Raw genomic sequence first — 26709 nt, 5'->3', positions numbered from 1 at the left:
GCGGGTCCAGGGCGGAGCCCTGGAAGAGGGGCGGGGCTCCGCCCCGCTCCCCGCCGGGGCCGCAGGCCCCGGACCCCTGACCTCAGGCCGCCTTGGCGGTGCCCTGACGCTCCTTGAGGAAGCGGTAGAACTCGACGCCCTCGCGAAGGCGGCGCTTCATCATGTCGGGCGAGCGCACCATCTCGCTGACGATCGAGGCGATCTTCGGCGCCCGGAAATAGAACTTCTTGTAGAACTCCTCGACCGAGGTGAAGATCTCGGTGTGCGAGAGGTGCGGGTAGTGCAGCGGCGCGACCTGCACGCCGTTCTCGTCGACGAGCTCAGCGTTCTCGATGTCGAGCCAGCCGTTCTCCACCGCCTGCTTGTACAGGAAGGTGCCCGGGTAGGGCGCCGCCAGCGAGACCTGGATCGTGTGCGGGTTGATCCGCTTGGCGAAGTTGATCGTCTCCTGGATCGTCTCCTTCGTCTCGCCCGGCAGGCCGAGGATGAAGGTGCCGTGGATGGCGATGCCCAGGTCGTGGCAATCCTTGGTGAACTTCTCGGCGACCTCGACCCGCATGCCCTTCTTGATGTTGTGCAGGATCTGCTGGTTGCCGGACTCGTAGCCGACCAGCAGCAGGCGCAGGCCGTTCTCCTTGAGCACCTTCAGGGTCTCGCGCGGCACGTTCGCCTTGGCGTTGCACGACCACGTGACGCCGAGCTTGCCGAGCTCGCGGGCGATCTCCTCCGCGCGCGGCAGGTTGTCGGTGAAGGTGTCGTCGTCGAAGAAGAACTCCTTGGTCTGCGGGAACTCCTTCAGGCAGTACTTGATCTCCTCGATCACGTGCGCGACCGAGCGGGTGCGGTAGGTGTGGCCGCCGACCGTCTGCGGCCAGAGGCAGAAGGTGCAGCGGCTCTTGCAGCCCCGGCCCGAGTAGAACGAGATGTAGGGGTGCTTCAGGTACCCGATGAAGTACTTCTCCATCTCCAGGTCGCGCTTGTAGACGCTGGTGACGAAGGGCAGCTGGTCCATGTCGGTCATGATCTCGCGGTCCTCGTTGTGGACCACGACACCGTTGGCGTCGCGATAGGACAGCCCCTTGATCTCCGACATCGGGACGCCGTCGGCGACCTCCTTGACGGTGAAGTCGAACTCGTTGCGGGCGCAGAAATCGACCACCGGGGCCTGGGCCATCGCGCCGGCGGCGTCGACCGCGACCTTGGCGCCGATCAGGCCGGCGATGAGCTTCGGGTTGGCGGCCTTGAGCGCCTCGATCGTCTTCACGTCGGACTTGAACGACGGCACCGAGGTGTGGAGCACGACGAGGTCGAAGTCGTTGGCCTGGGCCACGATCTCGGCGAGCTTGATGTTGTGCGGCGGCGCGTCGATCAGCTTCGAGTTCGGCACCAGGGCGGCCGGCTGGGCCAGCCAGGTCGGGTACCAGAACGACTTGATCTCACGCTTGGCCTGGTAACGGGAGCCGGCACCGCCGTCGAAACCGTCGAAGGTGGGGGCCTGGAGGAAGAGCGTGCGCATGGGGTTCAAGGCCTCAGGGCAATGCCGGGGGGAGGGCGGAGGACGAGGGAGCCGGGTTCAGCGGAGCGGCGCGCCGGCATCGCGGCCGAGTTCGGCGTCCGGGATCAGGGTGCCATCCGCAACCACGTGATAATCGTGACCTTTCCATGTCACCGCCCCCGACACGAAGGCCCAGGAGAAGTTCAGGAAGGAGAGGATGTCGCGGATCGGCAACAGTCCGTAGGGGTGCGGGGCGAGGCCGAAGGCCCGCTCCAGCTGCCGGCAGAGCAGCACGCGGCTCGCCAGCGCCGCGGCGGCGACCCAGAGGGCGCCGGTGCCGGCGCCGGGCAGGAGCGCGCCCAGCAGCGCGAGCGGGAAGGCGTGGGTGACGATCGAGCCGGCGTAGCCCGCCGGGTCGACGGTGCGGATCGTCCGGTTCCAGCGCAGCTCGTGCCGCCACAGGCCGGAGAGATCGGTGTCGACGCTGGTGTGGCCGATCGTGAAGCTCGGGATCACCACCCGGCCGCCGAGGCCGCGCAGGGCGGCGCCGATGGCGTAATCGTCCGCCAGATCGTTGCGGAAGGTGCGGAAGCCGCCGACCGCCTCCAGGCTCGCCCGGGTGAAGGCCACGGTGGAGCCGAAGCAGGGCTTCGCCAGCCCGAGGCTCAGCCCCATCACGACGTTGGGCAGGAAGTGGGTGTCGATCGCGAGCGTCGAGAGCTGGTCGTACAGGCCCCGGAAGGCCGGGACCCCGTGGTACAGGCAGGTGACGCCGGTGACGCCGTCCTGGGACAGCTCCGCGACGAGGCGCTCGAGGTAGTCGGCCCCCACCACCATGTCGCTGTCGGCCAGCACCACCACGTCGTGGGCGATGGCCTCGGCCATGTTGATCAGGTTCGAGACCTTGCGGTTCGATCCGTGCTGCCGGCCGTCGATCACGAGGTCGATGCGGGCCTCGGGATAGGCCTGCTGCAGGCGCTCGACCACGCCGATCGCGGGATCGGTGGGCTTCTGGACGCCGAACAGGACCTGGACCGGCCCGGCGTAGTCCTGGCGCAGCACGGTCTCGAGATTCGCGTAGAGATTGGGCTCGAGGCCGCAGAGCGGCTTCAGCACGGTCACGGAGGGCCGCGTCGCGCCGGCGGGCAGCACCGGCGGGCGGCGGCCCGCGTAGCGGCCCGCGCACATGGCGGCGGCCAGCCCGTAGACGCAGCCCGCCGCCGCCAGGATCAGGCAGAGCAGCGAGAGCCACGAGAGGCCGAGCAGCGCCAGGGAGGAGACATCCATCCGGTCGGATCCGTGCGATCGTCCGGCCGCCGAGGCGGCGATGGCCGCGAACGGCCGGTTCAGGTCGGCGCAGGCGCCGGCGCCGCTCAGGGCGTCGGCTTGGCCGCGAGCATGCCGTCGGCCCGCGCCCGGAGGAACTTCACGACGCCGTCGGCGCCCCCGGACTTCAGCGGCGCCGACAGGGCGTTCCGCTGCGCGGCGATCTCGCTGACGTCGCCGTTGAGCAGGACGTCCTGGATGCGGTTGTCGGCGTTGACGACGAAATCCACGGCGGAATCGTCGCCGTCCGCGGCGGTGACGCGGGTCGGCACCACGCGCTGGGTGCCCCGCTCCTCGACCTTCGGGGTCACGTCGAACTTGCCGCCGGCGGCGCGTGCCAGCCGGTTCGCGTAGGTGACGGTCAGGCTGCGCTTGAAGGCGTCGATGACCGCCGCCTGCTGCTCCGGAGTGAAGCTCGACCATTTCGAGCCCACCGCGACGCGGGTCATGGCGGGGAAATCGAACGCCTTGTCGAGCGCCGGGCCGACGGCCTCGACCCGGGCCGGCAGGGGGCCGGGCCCGTCCTTCAGCGCGGCCGAGAAGGCGGCGTAGAGGTCGCGCACGGTCTGAACGGCCGGATCGTCCGCGGCCCGTGACGGGGCCGGGACGAGCAGGGTCAGGGCCAGGGGTGCGGCGATGAGGGCGGCCGCGAGCCGGCGGGTCAGGCGCACTTCTTCAACTCCTCGCCGTCGCCGAGCCGCGCCCCCATGCGCGGCGGAGCGTAGCTGTAGAACGGGCCGAGGGTGGCGGGCTGCGCGACCCTCTTGGCCTTGCGCCCGGCCTCCGGCGCAGGCTCGCGCTCCTCTTCCTCCGGCGTCTCGGACCGGAGCCTGGACTCGATCCGGTGCCAGAGCAGGAGGCTCGGGAGCCCGACGCCGAGATCGGCGAAGCGCTTGACCAGCGACAGGGCGAGCGCCGCCTCGGCCGGGATATTGAACAGGCCGCACAGGGCGATCAGTCCGCCCTCCTGCGCGCCCAGGGCGCCGGGCACCGCGAAGGCCGCGCCGCGCACGGCCTGGGCGAGGCTCTCGATCATGAGCGCCTGCGCGAAGTCGATCGGGTAGCCCATGAACCGCAGGCAGACATAGACCTCGAGCGTGCCGATCACCCAGCCGGCGAGGTGGACCACGAGGGCCAACGCGAAGCGACCGTGGTTGCCGTAGAGCCGGCGCAGGCTGTCGTAGAGCTGGTCGATGGCGCCGAAGGCCCGCCACTCGCGCCCTGAGGCGAAGCGGCTGAGCAGCGCCTGGATCAGGCGGTGACCGGCCTTGCGCTGGATCAGGTAGAAGGCGCCGAGCGCCGGGACCGCCAGGGCCAGCCCGCCCTCGACCGTGTGGGCGATCGGTCCGTCGCCGGAGATCAGGACCAGCAGGGCGAGGCCGGCCACCGTGAACAGGAGCTGCGTCAGCGCCTGGGTCATCAGGTCGACGAACATGCTGGCGCCCGCGAGCGCGCCCGGAACGTTGCGCTTCGACAGGAGGCGGGCGCCGACGAAGTCACCGCCGACGGTGGCGACGGGCAGCAGCGTGTTGATGCCCTCGCGGACGAAGCGGAGCGAGATGCAGTCGGCGAGCTTGGTCGCGCCGGCGGGGAACACGACGTACCAGCCGAGCCCCGCCCAGGCGACGGCCACGAAGCGCGCGAGCACCACCAGGGCGGCGCCCCAGCCGGCGCTCACGACGGCGGCCGACACATCCTCCAGGCCGGAGGACATGAACAGGCCGACGACCGTGCACAGACCGGCGATCGAGGCCAAGGTCGTCAGGCGCTTCATTGTCGTCTTTCAAGCTCGCGTAAGGCTTGATGCGGGAAATCGGTCACGGTCGCGGCAGAAATAGGTCCATCGGCCCGGGAACGTTTCTGTCACGTTGCAGCACGGATTAGCGGTGTCTATCACCCGTTTGACACACCGAGGGCCAAAGCGGCGGCGGGGCTGAGAAGCCCGCGCAGAAGGCCGCGGCACGTCGCAGAAGGGGCACACGTCATGGAGCGCGAATCACCGATCACGGCCCTGGAGGCCGTGACCGACGACACGCATGCGGGCGGCTTTCCGGGCGGGACCGGACCGGGCGTGCCGGCTCCCCAGTCGCCGGTGATGGCCTGGAACGAGTGGGATCCGCTGGAGGAGGTCATCGTCGGCTCGCTCGACGGCGCCACGATCCCGACTCACCACCTGACGGTGATCTTCAACCTGCCGCGCGCCGCGCAGCCGTTCTACCGGCTGGCGAGCGGCTGGAAGTATCCGAAGTTCATGAAGAAGCTCGCCCAGGCCGAGCTCGACAACTTCATCACCATCCTGGCCGGCGAGGGCGTGAAGGTCCGCCGCCCCGACGCGGTGGATTTCTCGAAGAAGTTCAAGGCGCCGCGCTGGTCCTCCCGCGGCTTCTGCGTCGCCTGCCCGCGCGATCCGTACCTCGTGATCGGCGACGAGATCATCGAGAGCCCGATGTGCTGGCGCTCGCGCTACTTCGAGGGCGACGCCTACCGGTCGCTGTTCAAGGAGTACTTCCGCGCCGGCGCCCGCTGGACCTCCGCGCCGCGACCCCAGCTGACCGACGACCTCTACAACTACGATTACCGGGTGCCGAACCTGAAGGCCGGCGAGCCCATGCAGTTCACGGTCAACGAGTTCGAGCCGGTCTTCGACGCCGCCGACTTCGTCCGCTGCGGCCGCGACCTGTTCGTGACCCGCTCCAACGTGACGAACCTGATGGGCATCGAGTGGCTGCGCCGCCACCTCGGCCCGGGCTTCCGCATCCACGAGATCGAGAGCCGCTGCCCGCAGCCGATGCACATCGACTCGTCGTTCATGCCGCTCGCCCCCGGCAAGGTTCTGGTGAACCCGGACTACGTCGACGTCGAGAAGCTCCCGGCCGTGCTCAAGAAGTGGGACGTGCTGGTCGCTCCGCGCCCCGACCCGGTCGAGGGCTTCATGAGCAAGATCTCGATGTGCTCGCCCTGGACCTCGATCAACGTCCTGGCGATCACCGAGAAGAAGATCGTCGTCGACCAGAGCCAGCCGACGCTGATCAAGGCGCTGAAAGACTGGGGCTTCGACCCGATCCCGGCGCCGTTCCTCAGCTACGGCCCGTTCGGCGGCTCGTTCCACTGCGCGACCCTCGACGTCCGCCGCCGGGGCGTGCTGAAGTCCTACTTCTAGGATCAAGGCGCCGGGCACGCCGTCGTCCCGGGGCGCCGCGAGCGCCCCGGGACGACGGAGGACGGCGCGCGGTGCCTACCGCGCCGCGATCCCGGCGATCAGCGCCGCATTGAACCCCTCCGGATCCGACATCTGCGGCGCGTGGCCGAGATCCGGGAACTCGACGAGCCGCGCGCCCGGGATGGCCCTGGCGGCCGCCTTGCCGAGCTCGGGATAGTTGCCGAGGCTCGCCCGCACCTCCGGCGGCGCGAGGTCCTTGCCGATCGCCGTGTTGTCCTTCTGACCGATCAGGAGCAGCGTCGGCACCGCGATCTGCGGGAACCGGTAGACCACCGGCTGGGTGAGGATCATGTCGTAGAGCAGGGCCGAGTCCCAGGCGACCGCCTCCTTGCCGGGGCCGTTGTTGAGGCCCGCGAGCATCGTGACCCAGGGCTCGTAGCGGGGCTCCCAGGCGCCGGCGTAGTAGGTCGCCGTCTCGTAGGCCCGGATCGAGGCCGCCGTCACCTTCAGCTCGCGCTGGTACCACTGCTCCACCGAGGTCGGCGGCACGCCCTTGGCGGCCCAGTCCTCCAGGCCGATCGGGTTGACCAGCACGAGCTGCGCCACCGCCTTGGGGTAGAGCAGGGCGTAGTGGGCCGCCAGCATGCCGCCCGTCGAGTGGCCGACCAGGATCGGCCGCTCGATCCCGAGCTTGTCCAGGAGCGCGCGGGTGTTCTCGGCGAGCTGCCGGAAGGTGAACTGGTAGGCCGCCGGCTTGCTCGACTTGCAGAAGCCGATCTGGTCCGGCGCGATGACCCGGTACCCGGCGGCGCTGAGCGCCCGGATCTGGCTCTCCCAGGTGGCGGCGCAGAAGTTCTTGCCGTGCAGCAGAACGGCGGTCCGGCCGTTCGGCGTCGCCGGCCGGACGTCGAGATAGGCCATCTGCAGCGGCTGGTGCTGCGACGTGAACGGGAACCGCTCCACCGGGAACGGGTAGGCGAAGCCCTCGAGTTCGGGCCCGTAGGTTGGCTGCTGCGGCGGCTCCGCGGAAGCGGGTCCCGGCGGAAGCAGGGCCAGCAGGACGGAGGCGAGGAGGGTTCGAAGCATGGCCGCGTCGGAGCCTGATCTGCGAGCGGCGTGCGGCGCCGCGCCGCTCGCTCAGATCGGTCATCCGGCTGTTCCTGTCCACGTCCCGCGGAGCGGCGCGGCTTCGCGCCCGCCGCAGGGCGCGCTATCTCCCGGGCGCGCTATATGCCGGGCGCGACCGTCTCCCGCCGCGGATGTCCCGATGCTGCGCCTCACCACCCTGACCGCCCTCGCCGGCGCGCTCCTCCTCGGGCCGGCCCCGGCCCGGGCGGCGGATGCCTGCGACGTCCTCGCCGCGCGGGTGATCCGCACCACCGGCGCCTCCCTGGCCGGCCGGGCCGGCCCCGTCGCGGTGTTCCGTGCGCAGGATGCCGAGCGGCTGAGCCTCGATTGTCGCGCCCCCGCTCGGATCACCGTGGCCTCCCGCGAGCGCGAGCCGGCGCCGGCCTATTTCGTCCTGATCGGCCGCGCCGCGCATGCGCTCGCCGGGGCGGACGCCGCCGCGGTCGAGGTGCTGGCGCTCAACCTCCACCAGGCCAGCCTGCTGGCCGATGCCCCGCGCCGGGGTGGCGCCGGCCGGATCCTGATGCTGTGCGAGACCGGCCCGCGCGCGGACGCCCTCCGAGACGACCGCACGGTCTGTCGGGTCGCGCCCCGGCCCGGGCTTTCGCGGATCCGCCGCGCGGGCTAGACCGGCCGGCATGTCGAAGATCGAGACACCCGGCCCCGTCGTCCAAGTCGGCGACGCGCGCTTCGCCAACCACCTGCCGCTGACGCTGATCGCCGGCCCGTGCCAGCTCGAGGGGCGCCAGCACGCCCTGGAGATCGCCGCCGCCCTCAAGGAGATGGCCGCGGGTCTGGGCGTCGGCCTCGTGTTCAAGACCTCCTTCGACAAGGCCAACCGCACCTCGGGCAGCGCCGCCCGGGGCATCGGCCTCGACGGGGCGCTCCCGGTCTTCGCCGAGATCCGCGAGACCCTCGGGCTGCCGGTGCTGACCGACGTGCACGCCGCCGAGCAGTGCGCCCCCGCCGCCGAGGCGGTGGACGTGCTCCAGATCCCCGCCTTCCTGTGCCGCCAGACCGACCTGCTGCTGGCCGCCGCCGCCACCGGCCGGGCGGTCAACATCAAGAAGGGCCAGTTCCTGGCGCCCTGGGACATGAAGCACGTCGCCGCCAAGGTGACGGAGGCGGGCAATCCCAACGTCATCGTCACCGAGCGCGGCGCCTCGTTCGGCTACAACACGCTGGTGTCGGACATGCGCAGCCTGCCGATCATGGCGCAGGTCACGCAGGGCGCGCCGGTGGTGTTCGACGCCACCCACTCGGTGCAGCAGCCCGGCGGGCAGGGGGCGAGTTCCGGCGGACAGCGGGAATTTGTCGCCGTCCTCGCTCGCGCCGCCGTGGCGGTGGGCGTGGCGGGCGTGTTCATCGAGACCCATCCCGACCCCGACCGGGCGCCCTCCGACGGCCCCAACATGGTGGCGCTGAGGGACATGCCGGCCCTGCTCGAGGAACTCCTCGCCTTCGACCGCCTCGCCAAGAACCGGGCCGCCTGATCGGCTCAGGCGGCCGCCGGCTCCAGGACGTGGATCCGCAGCGGCTGGACGAGGCCGAACTGCCCGTCGGCCTCGCGCGCGGCGGCCTTGAGGAAGGCCTCCTCGACCACGGAGCGCCGGTCCCGGATGGTCGCCTCGCGGGCCGGGTCCACGGCGCTGACGCGGGCGAGGAAGGCGTCGAGGGAGTCGAAGCGCTCCCGCCGCGCGATCGTCGCGTCGCGGCGGCACGCGTAGGCGCCGCGGGCGAGGGCGGCCGCGATGGCGTCCTGGGCGGCGGCGCGGATCGCGGTCTCGTCCTCGATCGGCCGCAGGGCGTCGAAGAAGCTGCCCTCCGCCAGGGGCTCCACCACGACGAGCAGCCCGCCCGGGGCCAGGACGCGGGCCGCCTCGGCGAGGGCCGCCGCCGGGTCCGGGACGTGGTGGAGGGAATTCAGCATCACGGCGCCGTCGAAGCTGGCGTCCGGGAAGGGCAGGGCCTCGCCGGTCGCGGCCTCGAAGCGCGCCTCCGGCACGGCGGCCCGCGCCCGGGCGAGCGCCGCGGCGCCGGGATCGATCCCGGTGACACGCGCGCCCGCGTCGACCAGCCGCCGCGCGAGCGTCCCGGCGCCGCACCCGATATCGACGACCCGCTTGCCGGCCAGCGGCGCGAGGCTCTCGCGGATCAGGGTCAGGGCATCCATCGTCGGTCCTCCCGGCAGATCCGTAGCACGCCCGACCCGCGGCGGGGCGGATTTCCATCTCCGGGACCGGTCGTCCGCCGCGCCGGCCCGCCGCGGCGTTTCAGGTGCTCCCGAAGACTCGCCGCAAGAGTTCGAGCGGTTCCGGAAGAGCCGCACCCAAGCTTGACCGCACTCATCGAAGCGGCGGCCACGCTGAACAACGGTTCATAATCCCGACTGGGTGCGGATCCGCACGCAAGTCCGGCGTGAAATCTGGAACTGTCCGGATGCGGCCACGTTATTGGGCATGTTCGATCAGGGATCGAGAAGGAACACTATGCGCAAGATCGGTATCATCGCCACTGCCGCCGCCATGGCTCTCGGCAGTGTTGCCGTCACCACGAGCGCCGAGGCGCGGCCTTACGGCTACCACGGCGGCTACGGCGGCTACGGTCACGGCTACTACCGCGGCCGTCGCGGCATCGGCACCGGCGCCGCCATCGGCCTCGGCATCGCCGGCCTCGCGGCCGGTGCGATCGCCGCGGGCGCGGCCCGCGACAGCTACTACGGCGGCGGCTACGGCTACGCCCCGTCCTACGGCTACGGCTACGCCCCGGTCTACGGCGGCTACGGCTACGCAGCTCCGGGCTACGGCTACTACGGCTACGGCTACTGAGATCGGAGATCCGGGAGGATCGGGGGCGACCGGCGCGAGCCGGTCGCCCTTTTCGTTGGTTCGGTCAGCGTCCGCGGTAGGGCGGCACGCCCGGGTCCGGCAGCCACGCGTTCTTCGGCAAGTCGCCCGTCTGCCAGAAGACGTCGATCGGGATTCCGCCGCGGGGATACCAGAACCCGCCGATTCGCAGGTAGCGCGGTTCAAGCAGGTCGCGGAGCCGCTTGCCGATCGCCACCGTGCAATCCTCGTGGAATGCTCCGTGGTTGCGGAACGCCCCCAGGTAGAGCTTCAGTGACTTCGACTCCACCAGCCAGTCACCGGGCACGTAGTCGATCACCAAGATCGCGAAATCCGGCTGCCCGGTGACCGGGCAGATCGAGGTGAATTCCGGCGCGGTGAACCGGGCGACGTAGTCGGTGTCCGCGTGCGGGTTCGGGACCCGGTCGAGCCGCGCCTCCTCGGGCGAGGTGGGAAGGGGCGTCGGCTGGCCGAGCTGGAGATCGTCGGGAGAGGTCATGGCCGGCCATATAGAGCCTGCCGGCGCCGCGCGCATCCGCCTGATCCGCGACGCTTTCCCGGCAGGACCCGGCTGTGCGCCGTCCGTCCCGGCGCTTGCCGCCGGCCGCGGCTTGACGGATAAGCCGCCGCGATGCGCCGCACCCTCCGATTGGGGCGCGGCCGCCGACCCGCGGCCCCCGCGAGAGGACGTTCCATGACCGCGATCACCAATATCAGCGCCCGCGAGATCCTCGACAGCCGCGGCAACCCCACGGTCGAGGTCGACGTCATCCTGGAGGACGGCTCCTTCGGCCGCGCCGCGGTGCCGTCGGGAGCCTCCACGGGCGCCCACGAGGCGGTGGAGCTGCGCGACGGCGACAAGAATCGCTTCCTCGGCAAGGGCGTGCTGAAGGCGGTCGAGGCGGCCCAGACCGAGATCCTCGACGCGATCGGCGGCATGGAGGCCGAGGACCAGGTCGCGGTCGACGAGGCGATGATCGAGCTCGACGGCACGCCCAACAAGGCCCGCCTCGGCGCCAACGCGATCCTCGGCGTGTCGCTGGCGGTGGCCAAGGCCGCGGCCGAGGCCTCGGGCCTGCCGCTCTACCGCTACGTCGGCGGCGTGCAGGGCCGGGTCCTGCCGGTGCCGATGATGAACATCATCAACGGCGGCGCGCACGCCGACAACCCGATCGACTTCCAGGAATTCATGATCATGCCGGTGGGCGCCGATTCGCTCGCCGAGGCCGTGCGCATGGGCTCCGAGGTGTTCCACACCCTCAAGGGCAAGCTGAAGAAGGCCGGTCACAACACCAACGTCGGCGACGAGGGCGGTTTCGCCCCGAACCTGCCGTCCGCCGAGGCCGCCCTCGATTTCGTGATGGACGCGATCAGCGCCGCCGGCTTCAAGCCGGGCCAGGACATGGCGCTGGCCCTCGACTGCGCCGCCACCGAGTTCTTCAAGGACGGCGCCTACGCGTACGAGGGCGAGGGCAAGACCCGCACCATCGAGGCGCAGGTCGACTACCTCGCGCAGCTCGTCGCCACCTACCCGATCGTCTCGATCGAGGACGGCATGTCGGAGGATGACTGGGCCGGCTGGAAGCTCCTCACCGACAAGATCGGCGACCGCTGCCAGCTCGTGGGCGACGACCTGTTCGTCACCAACGTCGAGCGCCTGTCCCGCGGCATCGCCGAGGGGACGGCCAACTCGATCCTGATCAAGGTCAACCAGATCGGCTCGCTCACCGAGACCCTGGCGGCGGTCGATATGGCCCAGCGCGCCGGCTACACCGCGGTGATGTCGCACCGCTCGGGCGAGACCGAGGACTCGACCATCGCGGATCTCGCGGTCGCGACCAATTGCGGGCAGATCAAGACCGGCTCGCTCGCCCGCTCGGACAGACTGGCCAAGTACAACCAGCTGATCCGCATCGAGGAGGGCCTGGGCCCGCAGGCACTCTACGCCGGCCCGTCGGCGCTCAAGCAGCTCGCCCGCCGCTGATCGGTAAGATCCTGCTGGCCGGCCTGCTCGGTGTCGGGGCGGCCGGCCCGGCCCGCGCGGACCCGCTCTGCGACGGTGCCCGCCCAACGCTCAGCGCGCAGCTGCTGTTCGGCCTGTCGCGGCCGGACGGCGGCCGCGTCTCGGGGGCGGCCTTCGACCGGTTCCTGGCCGAGTGGATCACCCCGCGGTTCCCGGACGGGCTGACCGTGTTCGCCGGCCGGGGCCAGTGGCGCGGGCCGGACGGACGCATCGTCCGCGAGGCCGCCCGCATCGTCCTGATCGTCACCGAACCGACGCCCGAGGCGGTCGCGGCCCTGCGTGAGATCCGGGAGGCCTACCGGCGCCGCTTCGTGCAGGGCGCGGTCGGGCTGGTGCTCCAGCGGAGCTGCGCGCTGTTCTGACGACGTCGGCGCGGCGCCTCCCACTTTGTTCCGGGGCGCCGCAGGCGAGTCCGGAAGACGGCGCTCGCCTCAGGTCATCGCCGCACCGGACGACTCCCCCGGCACGGTCCAGACCCGCATCGGCCGCGACAGGCCCCGCAACTCGATCGTCCCGACCGGCTCCAGCCGCCGGGCGCACCGCTCGGCGAAGGAGTCCGAAACGAGGAGGTCGTGGCCGAGGGCGGCGCACTGGCTCTCGATCCGGCTCGCCTCGTTGACCGCCCGTCCGATGATCGTGAAGTCGAGGCGCCGCTCGGTCCCGACATTGCCGTACATCACCGTCCCGAAATGCACGACGCCCTCGGCCGGCAGCTCCGGCAGCCCCTCGGCGCGGCGGCGGGCGTTGAGCGCCGCGTTGGCGGCGAGGCCCTCGATCGCGGCGTCGAGCGCCGCACCGCAGACCGGGCAGGGGAGGGTGTCGGCGTCCGGGACCGGGAAGATCGCCAGGAAGCCGTCGCCGAGGAACTTCAGGATCTCGCCGCCGTGCCGCGCCACCGGGTCGCCGAGGGCGTCGAAATGCTCGTTGAGCCACGTGACCATGTCGGCCGGATCCACCCGGTCGGCCAGGGCCGTGAAGCCGCGCAGGTCGGTCAGCAGGATCGCCGCCGGCACGGCCCGCCCCTCGCCCCTCCGGATCTGCCCGTCGAGGATGCGCTCGGCGGTCGACCGGCCGAGATAGGTGGCCGAGACTTCCCGGAACGTGTGGGCGAGGCCCATCTTGGCCATTGCCAGCGTCAGGAACGGCAGGACGCCGGCGATCGCCGCGAGGTCCGCCTCGGTGAAGCCGGCGGCGGCGCGGGTGCAGAACGAGACCGCGATGCCGCGCAGCGCGGTGCCGGGGGCGAATTCGGCGATGTGCAGCACGTAGTCGACGCCGCCCTGCGCCCCGAGGGCCTTCAGGACCGGAAAGTCCACCGCCAGCCCGGGCGCGTCGAGGCGCCAGCGGCCGAAGGTCTCGCCCGTCTCCACGAGGGCGTAGACGGGGCTCAGGAGCCAGTCGCTCTCCTCGTCGGCGCCGTGGGCGTTGGCGACGAAGGACATGCCCTCGCCCGCGTGCCAGTTGAGGCTGACGCCGCGCAGCGTCGGGTCCAGGGCCGGCGCCATGACGCTGACCCGCCAGACGGGGAGGCCGGCCTCGACCAGCGACTCGCAGAAGCCCGAGAGCAGGGTGTCGTGGTCGTCGGTCGCCGTGGCGTGCGCGGCGATCCAGCGTCCCAGATGCGTCAGGTCCATGCCTCAGGCTCGCCCCTGTTCGTCCCGGCCGCGGTCCGGCCCTGTCGCGGTCCTGCCCCGACCGCGTCGCGGTCGAAAAGAACCGTTAACCTTTCCGCGCGAGGGTCGCGCCATGGTCGTGCGCCGCCGAGTCAGAATGGTCGTGTTGCCGCTGGGTCTCTGGACCCTGTCGGCGCTCGTGGTCGGCTATTTCGTGTGGCAGGCCGAGAGTGGCAACCGTGGCCTTGAGGCCAAGAAGGCCCTGAAGATCCGCGCCTACGGTCTCAGCCAGGAACTCGCCGCCGTGAAGGCCGAGCGCGCCGTCTGGGAGCACCGGGTGAATCTGCTGAAGAGCGACCAGATCGACCGCGACCTCCTAGAGGAGCGCGCCCGGATCGTCCTGGGCCGGGTCCACGCCAACGACGTGGTCATCATCACGCCCTGACAGGTCCGCGGAGGTCCCGCGATCGTCCCGCGGAAGTCCAGGGGATCGTTTTCCCTAGTCCCGAAAGTCCTCTGACAAGAGCGGCTTCCTGTCAGAGCGGCAGCCCTCGCTTTCCAATCGTCGCTGTCCTACACCCCCACGAAGTCGCGTGGAATCACGGGGAGAGCGCCGATGGACGCCGCCAAGGAGCCTGCCAAAGAGCCCGCCAAGGACGCGTCGTCCGCGCCGGTGCAGGCCGCGAGCCCTCAGGCCGCCGAGGCGCATCGCCCCGCGCCGAACATGCCCCAGTTCACGCGGGACGAGGATCTCCACGCCTATCACGAGATGCTGCTGATCCGGCGCTTCGAGGAGAAGGCCGGCCAGCTCTACGGCATGGGCCTGATCGGCGGCTTCTGCCACCTCTACATCGGCCAGGAGGCCGTGGTGATCGGCATGCAGATGGCCTCGGTCGAGGGCGACCAGGTCATCACCGGCTACCGCGACCACGGCCACATGCTCGCCTGCGGCATGGACCCGAAGGGCGTCATGGCCGAGCTGACCGGCCGCCGCGGCGGCTACAGCCGCGGCAAGGGCGGCTCGATGCACATGTTCAGCCGCGAGAAGCAGTTCTTCGGCGGCCACGGCATCGTCGGCGCGCAGGTCTCGCTCGGCACCGGCCTCGCCTTCGCCGACCATTACCGGGAGAACGGCAAGGTCAGCCTGACCTACATGGGCGACGGCGCCGCCAACCAGGGTCAGGTCTACGAGAGCTTCAACATGGCGGCCCTCTGGAAGCTGCCGGTCGTCTACGTGATCGAGAACAACCGGTACGCCATGGGCACCTCGGTGGCCCGGGCCTCGGCGCAGACGGACTTCTCGAAGCGCGGCCTCTCCTTCGGCATCCCGGGCGAGCAGGTTGACGGCATGGACGTGCGCACGGTGCGCGAGGCCGCGACCCGGGCGATCGAGCACGCCCGGACCGGCCAGGGCCCCTACATCCTGGAGATGCAGACCTACCGCTACCGCGGCCACTCCATGTCCGATCCGGCCAAGTACCGGACCAAGGACGAGGTCTCGAAGATGCGCGACGAGCACGACCCGATCGAGATGGTGCGCAAGCGCCTGCTCGAGCTGCACGCCGTGCCCGAGGCCGAGCTCAAGGCCACCGACGCCAAGGTCCGCGAGGTCGTCAACGCCTCGGCCGAGTTCGCCACGAACGACCCCGAGCCGGATCCGTCCGAGCTCTGGACCGACATCCTGCTCGAAGCGCACGCCTGAGCGCGCACGACAAAGCTGGCCGCCCCCTAACGAAAAGACGACCGCAGAGCTGAGCATGGCGACCGACATCCTGATGCCCGCCCTCTCGCCCACCATGGAGGAGGGCAAGCTCGCCAAGTGGCTGAAGAAGGAGGGCGACCCGATCAAGTCCGGCGACGTGCTGGCCGAGATCGAGACCGACAAGGCCACCATGGAGGTGGAGGCCATCGACGAGGGCATCCTCGCCAAGATCCTGATCGCCGAGGGCACCGAGGGCGTCGCGGTCAACACGCCGATCGCCGTCATCGCCGGCGAGGGCGAGGATCCGGCGAGCGTCCAGTCGGGCGGCGGCGCCAAGCCCAACGGCGCGGGCGGCCATCCGGCCCCGGCGCCCGACATGCAGGCCGAGGGCATGGCCGACAGGCCGGCCCCCGCGGCCAAGACCGGCGACGACGCCCCGAAGGCGCCGGCCGCGCCGGCCGTCATCACCAACAAGGCCCAAGAGCCGGTGATGGAGGAGTTCCCGGCCGACACGCCGATGGTCACCCAGACCGTCCGCGAGGCCCTGCGGGACGCCATGGCGGAGGAGATGCGCCGCGACGGCGACGTCTTCGTCATGGGCGAGGAGGTCGCCGAGTACCAGGGCGCCTACAAGGTCACCCAGAACCTGCTGCAGGAGTTCGGGCCGAAGCGCGTCGTCGACACCCCGATCACCGAGCACGGCTTCGCGGGCATCGGCGTGGGCGCGGCGCTCGCCGGCCTGAAGCCGATCGTCGAGTTCATGACCTTCAACTTCGCCATGCAGGCGATCGACCACATCATCAACTCGGCGGCCAAGACCCTCTACATGTCCGGCGGCCAGCTCGGCTGCCCGATCGTGTTCCGCGGCCCCAACGGCGCGGCCGCCCGCGTCGCCGCCCAGCACAGCCACGACTATTCCGCGTGGTACTCCAACGTGCCGGGCCTGAAGGTGATCGCACCCTACACGGCCTCCGACGCCAAGGGCCTGCTCAAGGCCGCGATCCGCGACCCGAACCCGGTGATCTTCCTCGAGAACGAGATCCTGTACGGGCAGTCCTTCCCGGTGCCGAAGCTCGACGACTTCGTGCTTCCGATCGGCAAGGCGAAGATCCACCGCACCGGCAGCGACGTGACCATCGTGTCCTTCGCGATCGGCATGACCTACGCCCTCAAGGCCGCGCAGGCGCTGGCCGAGCAGGGCATCGAGGCCGAGGTGATCGACCTGCGCACGATCCGCCCGATGGACAGCGCGACGGTGGTGGAATCGGTCAAGAAGACCGGCCGCTGCATCACCGTGGAGGAGGGCTTCCCGCAATCCGGCATCGGCGCCGAGATCGTGGCCCGCCTGATGGTCGACGCCTTCGACTTCCTGGACGCGCCGGTCCTGCGCATCACCGGCAAGGACGTGCCGATGCCCTACGCGGCCAACCTCGAGAAGCTGGCGCTGCCGACGGTGGCGGAGGTCGTCGAGGCCGCCAAGAGCGTCTGCTACAAGTGACGGGCGCGCGGGCGACGCCGTCGCCCGCCCCGGCCAGATCGAGGAACAGCCGGCGCGCCATGAGCCAGGATCCCAGCACCGACTTCGCCGAACTCGCCATCCCGCCCGACGCCCTGGAGCAGGGCGGCATCGAGGTGCTGCGCGCGGCCGTGGTCGACGGCGCGGTGAGCGTCGCCCTGCGCCGCTCCTTCGACGATCCGGCGACCTGGGGCCGGCTGCTGGCCGACCTCGCCCGTCAGGCCGCCCGCGCCTACGCGCTGGAGACCGACATGTCGGAGGACGAGGCGGTCGAGCGCATCCGCGCCGGTTGGGAGGCCGAGGGGCTCGACCCCGGCGGTCTCAACTGACGATGGCGGCCGATCATGGCTGAGGCGGCCGTCCGGCAGGCGACCTACGCGGATCTGGAGGCGGTCCTCGCGCATCGCGTCGCCGCGAAGGTCGACGGGGCGCCGGACCCGCGTCCGCGGCCGCCTTACGACGCCGTTCCTTTCCCCCTCGACGACCTCTTCCCCTTCGACGATCCGGCCGCCCCGGCCTTGCCCGAGACCTGATGCCATGCCGATCAACGTGCTGATGCCCGCGCTCTCCCCGACCATGGAGAAGGGCAACCTCGCCAAGTGGCTGAAGAAGGAGGGCGACCCGATCAAGTCCGGCGACGTGCTGGCCGAGATCGAGACCGACAAGGCCACCATGGAAGTGGAGGCCATCGACGAGGGCGTGCTCGCCAAGATCCTCGTGCCCGAGGGCACGGCGGACGTGCCGGTCAACGATTTGATCGCCATCATCGCCGCCGAGGGCGAGGACCCGTCGAGCGTGCAGGCCGGCGGCGCGCCGAAGGCCGCTTCGAACGGCGAGGCCGAGTCCAAGCCCGAGCCGAAGGCCGACGCCTCTGCGGCCGGCCAGAACACCACGCCCGGCGGCGGCCACATGTCGTACGAGCGGGTGAACGCCGCACCGGAGGGCGCACAGCCGAGCGGCGCTCCGCAGGGTGGCGCGCAGGCCGGCCCGGGCGGCCGCGTCTTCGCCTCGCCGCTGGCCCGGCGGATCGCCAAGCAGGAGGGTGTCGACCTCGGCGCCGTCCAGGGCAGCGGGCCGCACGGCCGCATCATCGCCCGCGACGTCCAGGCCGCGAAGGCCTCCGGCGCCACCAAGGCACCCGCCGCCGCGCAGGCCGCCGCCGAGGCGCCGAAGGCGGCTCCGGCCCCGAAGGCCGCCACCTCGGGCGGCGCGCCGGCCGGGCTCACGACCGATCAGGTCAAGGGCTTCTTCGCCAAGGATGCCTACGAGGAGGTGCCCCTCGACGGCATGCGCAAGACCATCGCCAAGCGCCTCACTGAGGCGATGCAGGTCGCCCCGCACTTCTACCTGACGGTGGATTGCGAGCTCGACGCGCTGATGAAGCTGCGCGAGACGCTCAACGGCTCGGCCGGCAAGGACAAGGACGGGAAACCCGCCTTCAAGCTCTCGGTGAACGACTTCGTCATCAAGGCGATGGGCCTCGCGCTGACCCGCGTGCCGGCCGCCAACGCGGTCTGGGCCGAGGACCGGATCCTGCGCTTCAGGCACGCCGAGGTCGGCGTCGCGGTGGCGATCGACGGCGGCCTGTTCACCCCGGTGATCCGCCGGGCGGACGAGAAGACGCTCTCGACCATCTCCAACGAGATGAAGGATTTCGCGGCCCGCGCCCGCGCCAAGAAGCTGAAGCCCGAGGAGTACCAGGGTGGCGTCACCTCGGTGTCGAACCTCGGCATGTTCGGCATCAAGCACTTCACCGCGGTGATCAACCCGCCGCAATCGAGCATCCTGGCGGTGGGCGCGGGCGAGAAGCGCGTGGTCGTGAAGGACGGGGCGCCGGCCGTGGTCCAGGTCATGACCTGCACCCTGTCGTGCGACCACCGGGTGCTCGACGGGGCGCTGGGCGCGGAGCTGGTCTCGGCCTTCAAGGGACTGATCGAGAACCCGATGGGCATGCTGGTGTGAGGCGCGACTCTGCTATGATCGCCTGAGCGATCAACGGAGAGTCGCGTGTCGGAAGTCACCGATCTGGTTCTGCCAGTCCTACAACGGATGCAGAGCGACATCGCCGAGGTGAAGCGCGATGTCGCAGCGATCAAGACGACCCTGACGGGTCACACCGAAAAACTTGAGGAGTTGGAGATTTACATCGCCTACGAAACCGGCCTCGGCACACAGGCGAAGGCGGATCTCCAATCGATCAAGAAGACGATCAAGGCCATGGAGCAGCGGCTGAGCGCGCTGGAGACCTCGTCCTGATCACCGCGTCAACTACGGTGCAGTCGCGCGCGCCACAGCGGAGAGCTGAGACACGATGTCCGACACCTACGACGTCCTCATCATCGGCGCCGGGCCCGGCGGCTACGTCACGGCGATCCGCGCGGCGCAACTCGGCTTCAAGACCGCCGTGGTCGACCGCGAGCACCTGGGCGGCATCTGCCTGAACTGGGGCTGCATCCCCACCAAGGCGCTGCTCCGCTCGGCCGAGATTTTTCATTATTTCCAGCATCCTGGCGATTACGGCCTGACCGCGGAGAAGGTCGGGTTCGACACCGCCGCGATCGTGAAGCGCTCCCGCGGCGTCTCGGCCCGCCTCAACGGCGGCGTCGGCATGCTGCTCAAGAAGAACAAGGTCGACGTGATCTGGGGCGAGGCCTCGGTCGACAGCGCCGCGCAGGGCAACCAGCCCGGCAAGGTCACCGTGAAGGAGACCAAGCGCGCCGAGGCGCCGAAGGGCGCCAAGGGCGCCGGCACCTACCAGGCCAAGCACATCATCGTGGCGACCGGCGCGCGTCCGCGCGCGATCCCGGGGATCGAGCCCGACAAGAAGCTGATCTGGACCTACTACGAGGCCATGGTCCCCGAGGCGATGCCCAAGAGCCTGCTGGTGATGGGCTCGGGCGCCATCGGCATCGAGTTCGCCTCGTTCTACCGCACCATGGGCGCCGAGGTGACCGTGGTGGAGCTGCTGCCGCAGATCCTGCCCGTGGAGGATGCCGAGATCGCCGGCCTCGCCCGCAAGCGCTTCGAGAAGCAGGGCATCAAGATCCTCACCGGCGCCAAGGTGACCAAGGTCGAGAAGGGCGCCGATTCTGTCACGGCCACCATCGAGGGCGGCGACGGCAAGACCCAGCAGATCACCGCGGAGAAGCTGATCTCGGCGGTGGGCGTCGTCGGGAACATCGAGAATATCGGGCTGGAGAAGCTCGGGGTGAAGATCGACCGCGGGATCGTGGTGACGGACGGGCTCGGCCGCACCAACGTGCCCGGCCTCTACGCGATCGGCGACGTCGCCGGGCCGCCGATGCTCGCCCACAAGGCCGAGCACGAGGGCGTCATCTGCATCGAGACCATCAAGGGCCTGCACACCCACCCGATGGACAAGGCCAAGATCCCGGGCTGCACTTACTGCCAGCCGCAGATCGCCAGCGTCGGGCTCACCGAGGCGAAGGCCAAGGAGCAGGGCTTCTCGGTGAAGGTCGGCCGGTTCCCCTTCGCGGGCAACGGCAAGGCGATCGCGCTCGGCGAGCCGGACGGCCTGATCAAGACCGTGTTCGACGCCAAGACCGGCCAGCTGCTCGGCGCCCACATGGTCGGGGCCGAGGTGACCGAGCTGATCCAGGGCTACGTGGTGGCGATGAACCTCGAGAGCACCGAGGAGGAGCTGATGCACACGGTGTTCCCGCACCCGACGCTCAGCGAGATGATGCACGAGAGCGTGCTCGACGCCTACGGCAAGGTGATCCACACCTGATCGGAGGCCGACGCGGCGCGCGAGTCGGACAGGGATCCGAGCCGCGCCGCCACCGGCCGGTCAGTGCGGACCGGTCCGCGCCGCGAGCGTCAGGCTCACGGCCTGGAACAGCAGGATCACCAGAACCGTCGCCACGCTGCCGCCGATCGGGATCATCAGCAGGGCGACGAGCGGATCGAGCCCCCGGACGAGCAGGAGCGTGACGCAGCTGCCGATCACGGAGGCGATGGTCATCCGAAAGATGCAGCATTCGGACGGTTGCATGCGCCCTCCCAACAGGCCCCCGGCGGGAGTGTGAGGACCCGCACCGCAATATGCAACCGGAGATAGTGCCTAGCTGAGAATCAATCCCAGATCGCGATTTCGGCGTCTTACGCGACAGCGCCTCAGGAGCACCCGCGATCCACGGGCTCGGCCTGGTCCGGCGACGGCACATAGGCGCACCACTCGCAGATGCCGCGTTCGGCGCCCCGCCGCGCGTTGCGCTGCGAGCAGAGCGGGCAGACGAGCAGGATCAGGCGCGAGCCGGTGCGCAGCGCCAGCCCGCGCCCCCGGAAGGTGACCTCGGTCGCCGCGTCGCCCGAAGCGCGGTCGCGGGCGCTCACGGCGAGGCCCTGCCGCCGTGCGGGCGGCGCACCGGTGCGCGCGTGATCTCTGTTGCCATGGCGATGCCGCCCCCCAGCGTTCCTGCCAAGTTGTCGCTGGGTATAAGCGGCGGGGCGGCGAATGGCTCCGCTTGCGCATGTGGATCGGCGGGATGCGCGCGGGTCGAAAGGCCCGTATGACGGGCTGCGGCCCGGCCTCGCTCCGGCGCGGCCCCGGGCGGATGGTACCCGGACGACGATGCAGGCAACGATGCAGGCGACCATGCACGACACGCAGCACGGCGAATCCGGCGCGGCCACCGGCGGCCTTCCGACCTTCGCGGACGTGGCCCGCGCCGCCGAGCGGATCGCCGGGGCCGCGCACCGCACCCCGGTGCTGACCTCCCGCACGGCCGACGCGATGACCGGCGGCCGCCTGTTCTTCAAGGCGGAGAACCTGCAGCGGGCCGGCGCCTTCAAATTCCGCGGCGCCTACAACGCGATCAGCGCGCTGCCGGAGGCGGCCCGCACCCGCGGGGTCATCACTTACTCCTCGGGCAACCACGCCCAGGCGATCGCCCTGGCGAGCCGGCTGCTCGGAGCGCCCGCCACGATCATCATGCCGGGCGACGCCCCCGCGGCGAAGATCGCCGCCACCCGCGGCTACGGCGCCGAGGTGGTCCTGTACGACCGCTACACCCAGGATCGCGAGGCCCTGGGCCGCGAGATCGCCGAGGCCCGCGGCCTGACGCTGATCCCGCCCTTCAACCATCCCGACGTCATCGCCGGGCAGGGGACGCTGGCGCAGGAGCTGATCGAGACGGTCGGCCCCCTCGACGTGCTGGTGGCCTGCCTCGGCGGCGGCGGCCAGCTCGCGGGCTGCGCCCTCGCCGCCGCGGAGCTGTCACCGGGCTGCCGGGTGATCGGCGTCGAGCCGGAGGCGGGCAATGACGGGCAGCGCTCGTTCCGCGAGGGCCGGATCGTCACGATCCCGGTGCCCCGCACCATCGCCGACGGTGCGCAGTCGACGGCCCTGGGCGACCTGACCTTCGCGATCATCCGCGCGCGGGTGTCCGACATCCTCACCGTCACCGACGCGCAGCTCGTCGAGACCATGCGGTTCTTCGCCAGCCGGATGAAGCTCGTGGTCGAGCCGACCGGCTGCCTCGCGGCGGCGGCGGTGCTGAGCGGCCTCGTGGACGTGACGAACAAGCGCGTCGGCGTGGTGATCAGCGGCGGCAACGTCGATCTCGGGACCTTCGCGCGACTGACCGGCGAGGCCGCCTGAGGGCGCTCCCGCGCGGCGAATGCCGGGCCGGTGTGACCCCGCCGCGGTGGACCGGCCCCGGGCCAATGCTTATCTTGTACGCGTCGGAATGCGCGTCCCCGGGCCTTGAACCCGGATGGGCGGGAGGGTGACGATGTCCGCTGGTTTCAAGGTTCTCTCGCTGACCGATCGCGCCGCCGATCGGATCAAGGCGATCATGGCGGAGGCCGACCGGCCGATCGCCGGGCTGCGCGTCGGCGTCCGGAACGGCGGTTGCGCCGGGATGTCCTACACGATGGAATATGCCGAGGCGGCCAAGCCCGGAGAGGACGTGGTCGAGGATCGCGGCGTGCGCGTGTTCGTCGACCCGAAGGCGGTGCTGTTCCTGCTCGGCACCGAGATGGACTTCACCACCAACAAGCTGGCCTCGCAGTTCGTGTTCAACAACCCGAACCAGACCTCGGCCTGCGGCTGCGGCGAGTCGGTGGCGATCACGCCGGTCTCGGCTGACCGCCTGCCCGCGCAGGCCTGACCGGTCCGCGCCCGCCGTCGCGGGTGGCGCGCGTCGCCGGACGGCGACACGGCCGGGGCCGGCTCTAGGCCACCTGCATCAGCGACTCGGCGGCGTCGTCCAGGAAGCGGTTCCGGCCGGCGCGCTTCGCCGCGAACATACACAGGTCGGCCCGCTCCATCAGCGAGGCGGGCGTGTCGCCCGGGCGCAGCACCGCCACGCCCAGCGAGATGGTGACCTTGCCGAGCGACTCGCCGGTCGAGCGCTTGACCAGCTCGCGCCCCATGACGCTGGCGCGGACCGTCTCGGCCACCTGCTTGGCCACCGTCCGGTCGACCCCGGGCAGGATGATGCCGAACTCCTCGCCGCCGAACCGGGCGAGCTGCGCCTGCTTGCCGGCGTTCTCGCGCATCACGATCGCCACGAGTCGCAGGACCTGATCGCCCGTGAGGTGACCGTACAGGTCGTTGAAGCGCTTGAAGAAGTCGATGTCGAGGATGATCAGGCTCATGGGCGTGCTGCGCGCCCGGGCCGTCTCCATCGACGCTTTCAGCGTCTCCTCGAAATGCTTGCGGTTGGCGAGCCCCGTCAGGGCGTCGGTCAGGCTCTCGCGCCGGGTCGCCTCGAGCTTCTCGCGCAGGGTCTCGATCTCGCTGCGGGTCTCGCGCATGCGGGCTTCGAGGATCCGGTTGTTGGCGGCGACCTCCCGCGTCGTGGCGGCCAGGGTCGCGACAATCTCGCCGAACCGCGCCCGGCTCGGGACGCCCTGGGAGAGGTCCTGAGCGACCGCGCGCAGCGACTCGCTGTACTGCGCCGTCGAGCCCAGGGAGAGGTCGAGGATCTCGGTGACGGCCGCGATCTCGCTGAGGACGATGCGGCTGACGTCGTCGGTGGCGCTCGCGAGGCGGCGCCCGTCGAGATAGGTCTCGTGCAGGTCGTCGATGTCGCCCTCGGTGAGGCAGCCGTTCTGCGTGGTGAGACGCTTCACGGCGTCGGCGAGGAGCGGCAGCTCTCCCGAGACGTAGGCGTACCAGACGGCGTAGGCGCGCGGCGTCGCGGAGGGCCCGTAGTCGCGAATCAGATCGTGGCTGCGCTTCGCCAACGCGAAGCTGCGATCGCGATCCGAATAGGTCTCCTGGCTCATCCGTATCCCGCGGTCCGGGGCGACCGACGCGCCTGCGTCGTTGCCCTGACCCAATATACGGCTGCCTGGTAGCCGGACAGTTAAGCCGGAACAGACGTCTGTTACTTATCCTTCTTCGCCAAGACTGGTCGAAGCAGGAACGCAGGAACGTGCGAGCCGAGGCCGACGGGCGTGTCCCCGTCCGCGTCGATCCGGCGCCCGCGCTCCTCGCGCGCGGACTCGCCGCCGCGGCCTGACGCGCGGCCCGACGCGCGCGGCTCCGGACGGTTCTCGGGGCGGCTCTCGGGACGATCGTCCGGGCGGCTCTCCGCGCGCGCCGCGCCGCGGCCGCCGCGCGACCGGGTCGGACGCTCGCGGACCTCCTCGGTCTCGCTCGCGCTCCGGGCGCTCTTCTCGACGACGGCCTTGTCGGCGCCCTTGTCGGCACCCTTGTCGCTGCCGCTCTTGTCGCCGCTCCGTCCGCCGCTCTTGGCGGAGCGGCCGCCCCGACGCCCGTCGCTCGCGCGGCCGCGGTGGCGCGTCCCGGTGTCGCCGGACGCGTCGGCCACGCTGGTCAGGTCGCCGTCCAGCCAGGGGATCGGCTGGCCGATCAGCGCCTCGATGGCGCCGAGGGAGCGCGTGTCGTCGGGGGCGACCAGCGTGTAGGCCGTGCCGCTGCGGCCGGCGCGGCCGGTGCGGCCGATCCGGTGGACGTAATCCTCCGGGTGATGCGGCACGTCGAAGTTGAAGACGTGGCTGACGGCCGGGATGTCGAGGCCGCGCGCCGCCACGTCGCTGGCGACCAGCAGGGCGGTGTCGCCGTTGCGGAACCCGTCGAGGGCCGTCGTGCGGGCGCGCTGGTCCATGTCGCCGTGGAGCGCCGCGGCGTCGAAGCCGTGGCTGACCAGGGACTTCTGCAGCAGCGCGACGTCGCGCTTGCGGTTGCAGAAGATGATCCCGTTCTTCAGCTCGCCCTCGCCGCGGATCAGGGTGCGCAGGCGCTCGCGCTTGGCGTGCCCCTCGGCGCCGGTGGCGACGAGCCGCTGGGTGATCGTGGTCGCCGTAGAGGCGGGCCGGGCCACCTCGACCCGCTGCGGGTTGTGCAGGAACATGTCCGCCAGCCGCTCGATCTCCGGCGGCATGGTCGCCGAGAAGAACAGCGTCTGCCGGGTGAACGGCACCATCTTCACGATGCGCTCGATGTCGGGGATGAACCCCATGTCGAGCATGCGGTCGGCCTCGTCGATGACCAGGAGCTCGACGCCGGTGAGCAGCAGCTTGCCGCGCTCGAAATGGTCGAGCAGGCGGCCGGGCGTCGCGATCAGCACGTCGGTGCCGCGCATCAGCTTGGCGTCCTGATCGGCGAAGGAGACGCCGCCGATGATCAGCGCCACGTTGAGCTTGTGGTTCGTCCCGTAGCGGTCGAAATTCTCGACCACCTGGGCGGCCAGCTCGCGGGTCGGCTCCAGGATCAGCGTGCGCGGCATCCGCGCGCGGGCGCGGCCGTTCTCCAGCAGCGTCAGCATCGGGAGCGTGAAGGCCGCGGTCTTGCCGGTGCCGGTCTGGGCGATCCCGAGGACGTCGCGGCGCGCCAGCACGTGGGGAATGGCCTCAGCCTGGATCGGCGTCGGCTCGGTGTAACCCGCCGCTTCGACGGCGTTCAGGACTTTCTCGCTCAGTCCCAGGTCGGAAAAAGGCATCTGCGTTCAGGAACCGTTGCGCGCCCGGCCGGCGCGAAGGACACCGTCGCGGCAACGGCTGGGAAAGGCTCGCGCGGGGCGCTCGGACGCTCCCGGGGCCGCGGGGCGCATGCTCCCTGTCAGTTAGGGCCTTGGCGCGACTTGTCAATCTCGCAATGGCGACAGCGCGGGTCGGCGCACAGGGGATCGGCCGCCCGAAGGGTCGCCGTTCAGGGCCGGAGACGGTCGCCCGCGGGCGCGACGCAGGGGTCCAGGCGGGTGGTGCGGGCGGATCGCGCCGCCGCGATGGCACCGGTCGTCTCGGGCTCGGCCATCGGCGCGAGCGCCGCGGTCGCGACGGCAGTCCCGGGCGTCGGCGCGTCGGGCCGGCTCAGCCGCGCGAGCTGGTAGGCGCCGATCACCGCGACGATCCCGACCAGGCCCGCCACGCGCAGCGTCCAGGGCAGGGGGCCCGCGGACCGCCTCGGCTCGGCGCGCGCCACCCGCGCGGCGGTCGAGCCGGTCCGCGGGCCGGCCTGCGCGCCGGGCGCGGCCTCGCCGGTCCGGCGCTTGCCGAAGGTCGTCCGGCTCCGTTCGTCGGGGCTCTGCATGGACAGCGGTCTCCGCCGGCGGGGGACCGGATCCGGTTTGATGCGCGACAGGGGCTCGGGGACGGGCCCGCGAGCGACGGACCATCGGGCAACAGGGTTAATCGATCGCTTACGAGCGAGAATCATTCTCGTCGAAGTTGTGCCGGAATAAAACGTCCGCCGCCGACGGCTCCTGCAGAGACCACGAGCGATGTCGCAGGCCCCGCGCCGGCCGCCGCCAATATGCGCGGCGCGCAAGGCAGCTAGTCTTCACGGTCTCTGCAGCTCTCCTCGCCCTCCTCGAGCGCGCGAACGGGCCGTCTGCTGTCGGGCAGGGCCGGCTAGTCTTCATCTTTCGTTGACGGGATGTCCCTAGCCTGAAGAGGCTTGTTGCA

Annotated in this window: 29 protein-coding genes; 16 read left to right on the top strand and 13 right to left on the bottom strand. The window is 70.9% G+C overall.

Features of this window, described 5'->3' with window-relative positions:
- Window positions 1-82: 82 nt before the first annotated feature.
- From hpnJ to ABIC30_RS12670, 4 genes are all read right to left on the bottom strand, one after another.
- Window positions 83-1516, bottom strand: coding sequence for a hopanoid biosynthesis associated radical SAM protein HpnJ (hpnJ, locus tag ABIC30_RS12685; RefSeq protein ID WP_020095304.1), 1434 nt, complete (start codon window positions 1514-1516; stop codon window positions 83-85).
- 57 nt (window positions 1517-1573) lie between these two features.
- Window positions 1574-2782 (bottom strand): bacteriohopanetetrol glucosamine biosynthesis glycosyltransferase HpnI, encoded by a 1209-nt coding sequence (gene hpnI / locus ABIC30_RS12680; protein WP_354455286.1) that lies wholly within the window; start codon window positions 2780-2782, stop codon window positions 1574-1576.
- Between the two features lie 86 nt (window positions 2783-2868).
- A complete protein-coding gene (locus ABIC30_RS12675) occupies window positions 2869-3492 on the bottom strand; it encodes an MlaC/ttg2D family ABC transporter substrate-binding protein (RefSeq protein ID WP_354455284.1) in 624 nt (207 codons plus the stop codon).
- Window positions 3483-4595 carry a flippase-like domain-containing protein gene (locus ABIC30_RS12670; protein WP_103986061.1) on the bottom strand — a complete coding sequence of 371 codons (1113 nt, stop codon included), beginning with the start codon at window positions 4593-4595 and terminating at the stop codon, window positions 3483-3485. The genes ABIC30_RS12675 and ABIC30_RS12670 overlap by 10 nt, the downstream gene beginning before the upstream one ends.
- Before the next feature lie 210 nt (window positions 4596-4805).
- On the opposite strand from ABIC30_RS12670, the gene ABIC30_RS12665 reads away from it, so the two are divergent.
- A complete protein-coding gene (locus tag ABIC30_RS12665; protein ID WP_020095308.1) occupies window positions 4806-5981 on the top strand; it encodes an amidinotransferase in 1176 nt (391 codons plus the stop codon).
- 75 nt (window positions 5982-6056) lie between these two features.
- On the opposite strand, the gene ABIC30_RS12660 is transcribed toward ABIC30_RS12665, so the two are convergent.
- Window positions 6057-7067 (bottom strand): alpha/beta fold hydrolase, encoded by a 1011-nt coding sequence (locus ABIC30_RS12660; protein ID WP_354455282.1) that lies wholly within the window; start codon window positions 7065-7067, stop codon window positions 6057-6059.
- A 181-nt stretch (window positions 7068-7248) separates the two neighbouring features.
- Here ABIC30_RS12660 and ABIC30_RS12655 point away from each other — a divergent pair, with 181 nt between their 5' ends.
- Complete coding sequence (locus ABIC30_RS12655; RefSeq protein ID WP_354455280.1) at window positions 7249-7737, top strand: hypothetical protein; 489 nt, start codon at window positions 7249-7251, stop codon at window positions 7735-7737.
- A 10-nt stretch (window positions 7738-7747) separates the two neighbouring features.
- A complete protein-coding gene (gene kdsA / locus ABIC30_RS12650; protein WP_331298558.1) occupies window positions 7748-8602 on the top strand; it encodes a 3-deoxy-8-phosphooctulonate synthase in 855 nt (284 codons plus the stop codon).
- Between the two features lie 5 nt (window positions 8603-8607).
- On the opposite strand, the gene ABIC30_RS12645 is transcribed toward kdsA, so the two are convergent.
- Complete coding sequence (locus ABIC30_RS12645) at window positions 8608-9282, bottom strand: class I SAM-dependent methyltransferase (protein WP_354455277.1); 675 nt, start codon at window positions 9280-9282, stop codon at window positions 8608-8610.
- Between the two features lie 316 nt (window positions 9283-9598).
- On the opposite strand from ABIC30_RS12645, the gene ABIC30_RS12640 reads away from it, so the two are divergent.
- A complete protein-coding gene (locus ABIC30_RS12640) occupies window positions 9599-9937 on the top strand; it encodes a hypothetical protein (RefSeq protein WP_012317985.1) in 339 nt (112 codons plus the stop codon).
- 64 nt (window positions 9938-10001) lie between these two features.
- Here ABIC30_RS12640 and queF read toward each other — a convergent pair whose 3' ends face one another.
- The gene (gene queF, locus ABIC30_RS12635) at window positions 10002-10454 is read right to left on the bottom strand and encodes a preQ(1) synthase (protein WP_354455275.1); all 453 of its coding nucleotides are present in this window, start codon (window positions 10452-10454) and stop codon (window positions 10002-10004) included.
- 195 nt (window positions 10455-10649) lie between these two features.
- Here queF and eno point away from each other — a divergent pair, with 195 nt between their 5' ends.
- Both eno and ABIC30_RS12625 read left to right on the top strand, forming a co-directional pair.
- Window positions 10650-11939: a phosphopyruvate hydratase gene (gene eno, locus ABIC30_RS12630; protein WP_012317987.1), complete on the top strand. Its 1290-nt coding sequence runs from the start codon at window positions 10650-10652 to the stop codon at window positions 11937-11939.
- Entirely contained in the window at window positions 11936-12340 is a 405-nt protein-coding gene (locus ABIC30_RS12625) for a DUF3574 domain-containing protein (RefSeq protein ID WP_091683225.1), read from the top strand. Before eno ends, ABIC30_RS12625 begins: the two co-directional genes overlap by 4 nt.
- Window positions 12341-12409: 69 nt before the next feature.
- On the opposite strand, the gene ABIC30_RS12620 is transcribed toward ABIC30_RS12625, so the two are convergent.
- Entirely contained in the window at window positions 12410-13612 is a 1203-nt protein-coding gene (locus tag ABIC30_RS12620) for an adenylate/guanylate cyclase domain-containing protein (protein ID WP_354455273.1), read from the bottom strand.
- A gap of 112 nt (window positions 13613-13724) precedes the next feature.
- Between ABIC30_RS12620 and ABIC30_RS12615 the strand changes: the two genes are divergently transcribed.
- From ABIC30_RS12615 to lpdA, 8 genes are all read left to right on the top strand, one after another.
- Window positions 13725-14036 carry an FtsB family cell division protein gene (locus tag ABIC30_RS12615; protein ID WP_012317989.1) on the top strand — a complete coding sequence of 104 codons (312 nt, stop codon included), beginning with the start codon at window positions 13725-13727 and terminating at the stop codon, window positions 14034-14036.
- Window positions 14037-14207: 171 nt separating this feature from the next.
- A complete protein-coding gene (gene pdhA / locus ABIC30_RS12610) occupies window positions 14208-15293 on the top strand; it encodes a pyruvate dehydrogenase (acetyl-transferring) E1 component subunit alpha (RefSeq protein WP_020095317.1) in 1086 nt (361 codons plus the stop codon).
- A gap of 55 nt (window positions 15294-15348) precedes the next feature.
- Window positions 15349-16791: a pyruvate dehydrogenase complex E1 component subunit beta gene (locus ABIC30_RS12605; RefSeq protein WP_020095318.1), complete on the top strand. Its 1443-nt coding sequence runs from the start codon at window positions 15349-15351 to the stop codon at window positions 16789-16791.
- 59 nt (window positions 16792-16850) lie between these two features.
- Window positions 16851-17138, top strand: a complete 288-nt coding sequence (locus ABIC30_RS12600) for a DUF5076 domain-containing protein (RefSeq protein WP_020095319.1) — start codon at window positions 16851-16853, stop codon at window positions 17136-17138.
- 15 nt (window positions 17139-17153) lie between these two features.
- Window positions 17154-17342, top strand: a complete 189-nt coding sequence (locus ABIC30_RS12595) for a hypothetical protein (RefSeq protein ID WP_020095320.1) — start codon at window positions 17154-17156, stop codon at window positions 17340-17342.
- 4 nt (window positions 17343-17346) lie between these two features.
- Window positions 17347-18771 carry a pyruvate dehydrogenase complex dihydrolipoamide acetyltransferase gene (locus tag ABIC30_RS12590; protein WP_354455270.1) on the top strand — a complete coding sequence of 475 codons (1425 nt, stop codon included), beginning with the start codon at window positions 17347-17349 and terminating at the stop codon, window positions 18769-18771.
- A 45-nt stretch (window positions 18772-18816) separates the two neighbouring features.
- Window positions 18817-19065, top strand: coding sequence for a hypothetical protein (locus ABIC30_RS12585; RefSeq protein WP_244492059.1), 249 nt, complete (start codon window positions 18817-18819; stop codon window positions 19063-19065).
- Window positions 19066-19120: 55 nt separating this feature from the next.
- Window positions 19121-20560 carry a dihydrolipoyl dehydrogenase gene (gene lpdA / locus ABIC30_RS12580; protein ID WP_020095323.1) on the top strand — a complete coding sequence of 480 codons (1440 nt, stop codon included), beginning with the start codon at window positions 19121-19123 and terminating at the stop codon, window positions 20558-20560.
- 60 nt (window positions 20561-20620) lie between these two features.
- On the opposite strand, the gene ABIC30_RS12575 is transcribed toward lpdA, so the two are convergent.
- Both ABIC30_RS12575 and ABIC30_RS12570 read right to left on the bottom strand, forming a co-directional pair.
- Window positions 20621-20824, bottom strand: coding sequence for a hypothetical protein (locus ABIC30_RS12575; RefSeq protein WP_091928197.1), 204 nt, complete (start codon window positions 20822-20824; stop codon window positions 20621-20623).
- A 122-nt stretch (window positions 20825-20946) separates the two neighbouring features.
- Entirely contained in the window at window positions 20947-21165 is a 219-nt protein-coding gene (locus tag ABIC30_RS12570; RefSeq protein WP_020095325.1) for a hypothetical protein, read from the bottom strand.
- 250 nt (window positions 21166-21415) lie between these two features.
- On the opposite strand from ABIC30_RS12570, the gene ABIC30_RS12565 reads away from it, so the two are divergent.
- Both ABIC30_RS12565 and ABIC30_RS12560 read left to right on the top strand, forming a co-directional pair.
- A complete protein-coding gene (locus ABIC30_RS12565) occupies window positions 21416-22432 on the top strand; it encodes a threo-3-hydroxy-L-aspartate ammonia-lyase (protein ID WP_056529551.1) in 1017 nt (338 codons plus the stop codon).
- 133 nt (window positions 22433-22565) lie between these two features.
- Window positions 22566-22943: a HesB/IscA family protein gene (locus ABIC30_RS12560; protein ID WP_012317999.1), complete on the top strand. Its 378-nt coding sequence runs from the start codon at window positions 22566-22568 to the stop codon at window positions 22941-22943.
- A gap of 64 nt (window positions 22944-23007) precedes the next feature.
- Here ABIC30_RS12560 and ABIC30_RS12555 read toward each other — a convergent pair whose 3' ends face one another.
- The 3 genes from ABIC30_RS12555 to ABIC30_RS12545 all read right to left on the bottom strand — a co-directional run bounded on the left by ABIC30_RS12555 (window position 23008) and on the right by ABIC30_RS12545 (window position 26335).
- Window positions 23008-24066, bottom strand: coding sequence for a GGDEF domain-containing protein (locus ABIC30_RS12555; RefSeq protein ID WP_354455267.1), 1059 nt, complete (start codon window positions 24064-24066; stop codon window positions 23008-23010).
- A gap of 101 nt (window positions 24067-24167) precedes the next feature.
- Window positions 24168-25745 (bottom strand): DEAD/DEAH box helicase, encoded by a 1578-nt coding sequence (locus tag ABIC30_RS12550; RefSeq protein ID WP_354455265.1) that lies wholly within the window; start codon window positions 25743-25745, stop codon window positions 24168-24170.
- Between the two features lie 209 nt (window positions 25746-25954).
- Window positions 25955-26335 (bottom strand): hypothetical protein, encoded by a 381-nt coding sequence (locus tag ABIC30_RS12545; protein ID WP_103986074.1) that lies wholly within the window; start codon window positions 26333-26335, stop codon window positions 25955-25957.
- Between the last annotated feature and the right edge of the window lie 374 nt (window positions 26336-26709).

Origin of the sequence: Methylobacterium sp. 1030 (assembly GCF_040544715.1) — a bacterium.
In the GTDB taxonomy this organism is placed as follows: Bacteria; Pseudomonadota; Alphaproteobacteria; order Rhizobiales; family Beijerinckiaceae; genus Methylobacterium.
Note: the sequence above shows the minus strand (reverse complement) of the source record. Positions and strands in the feature narration are given on the sequence as shown.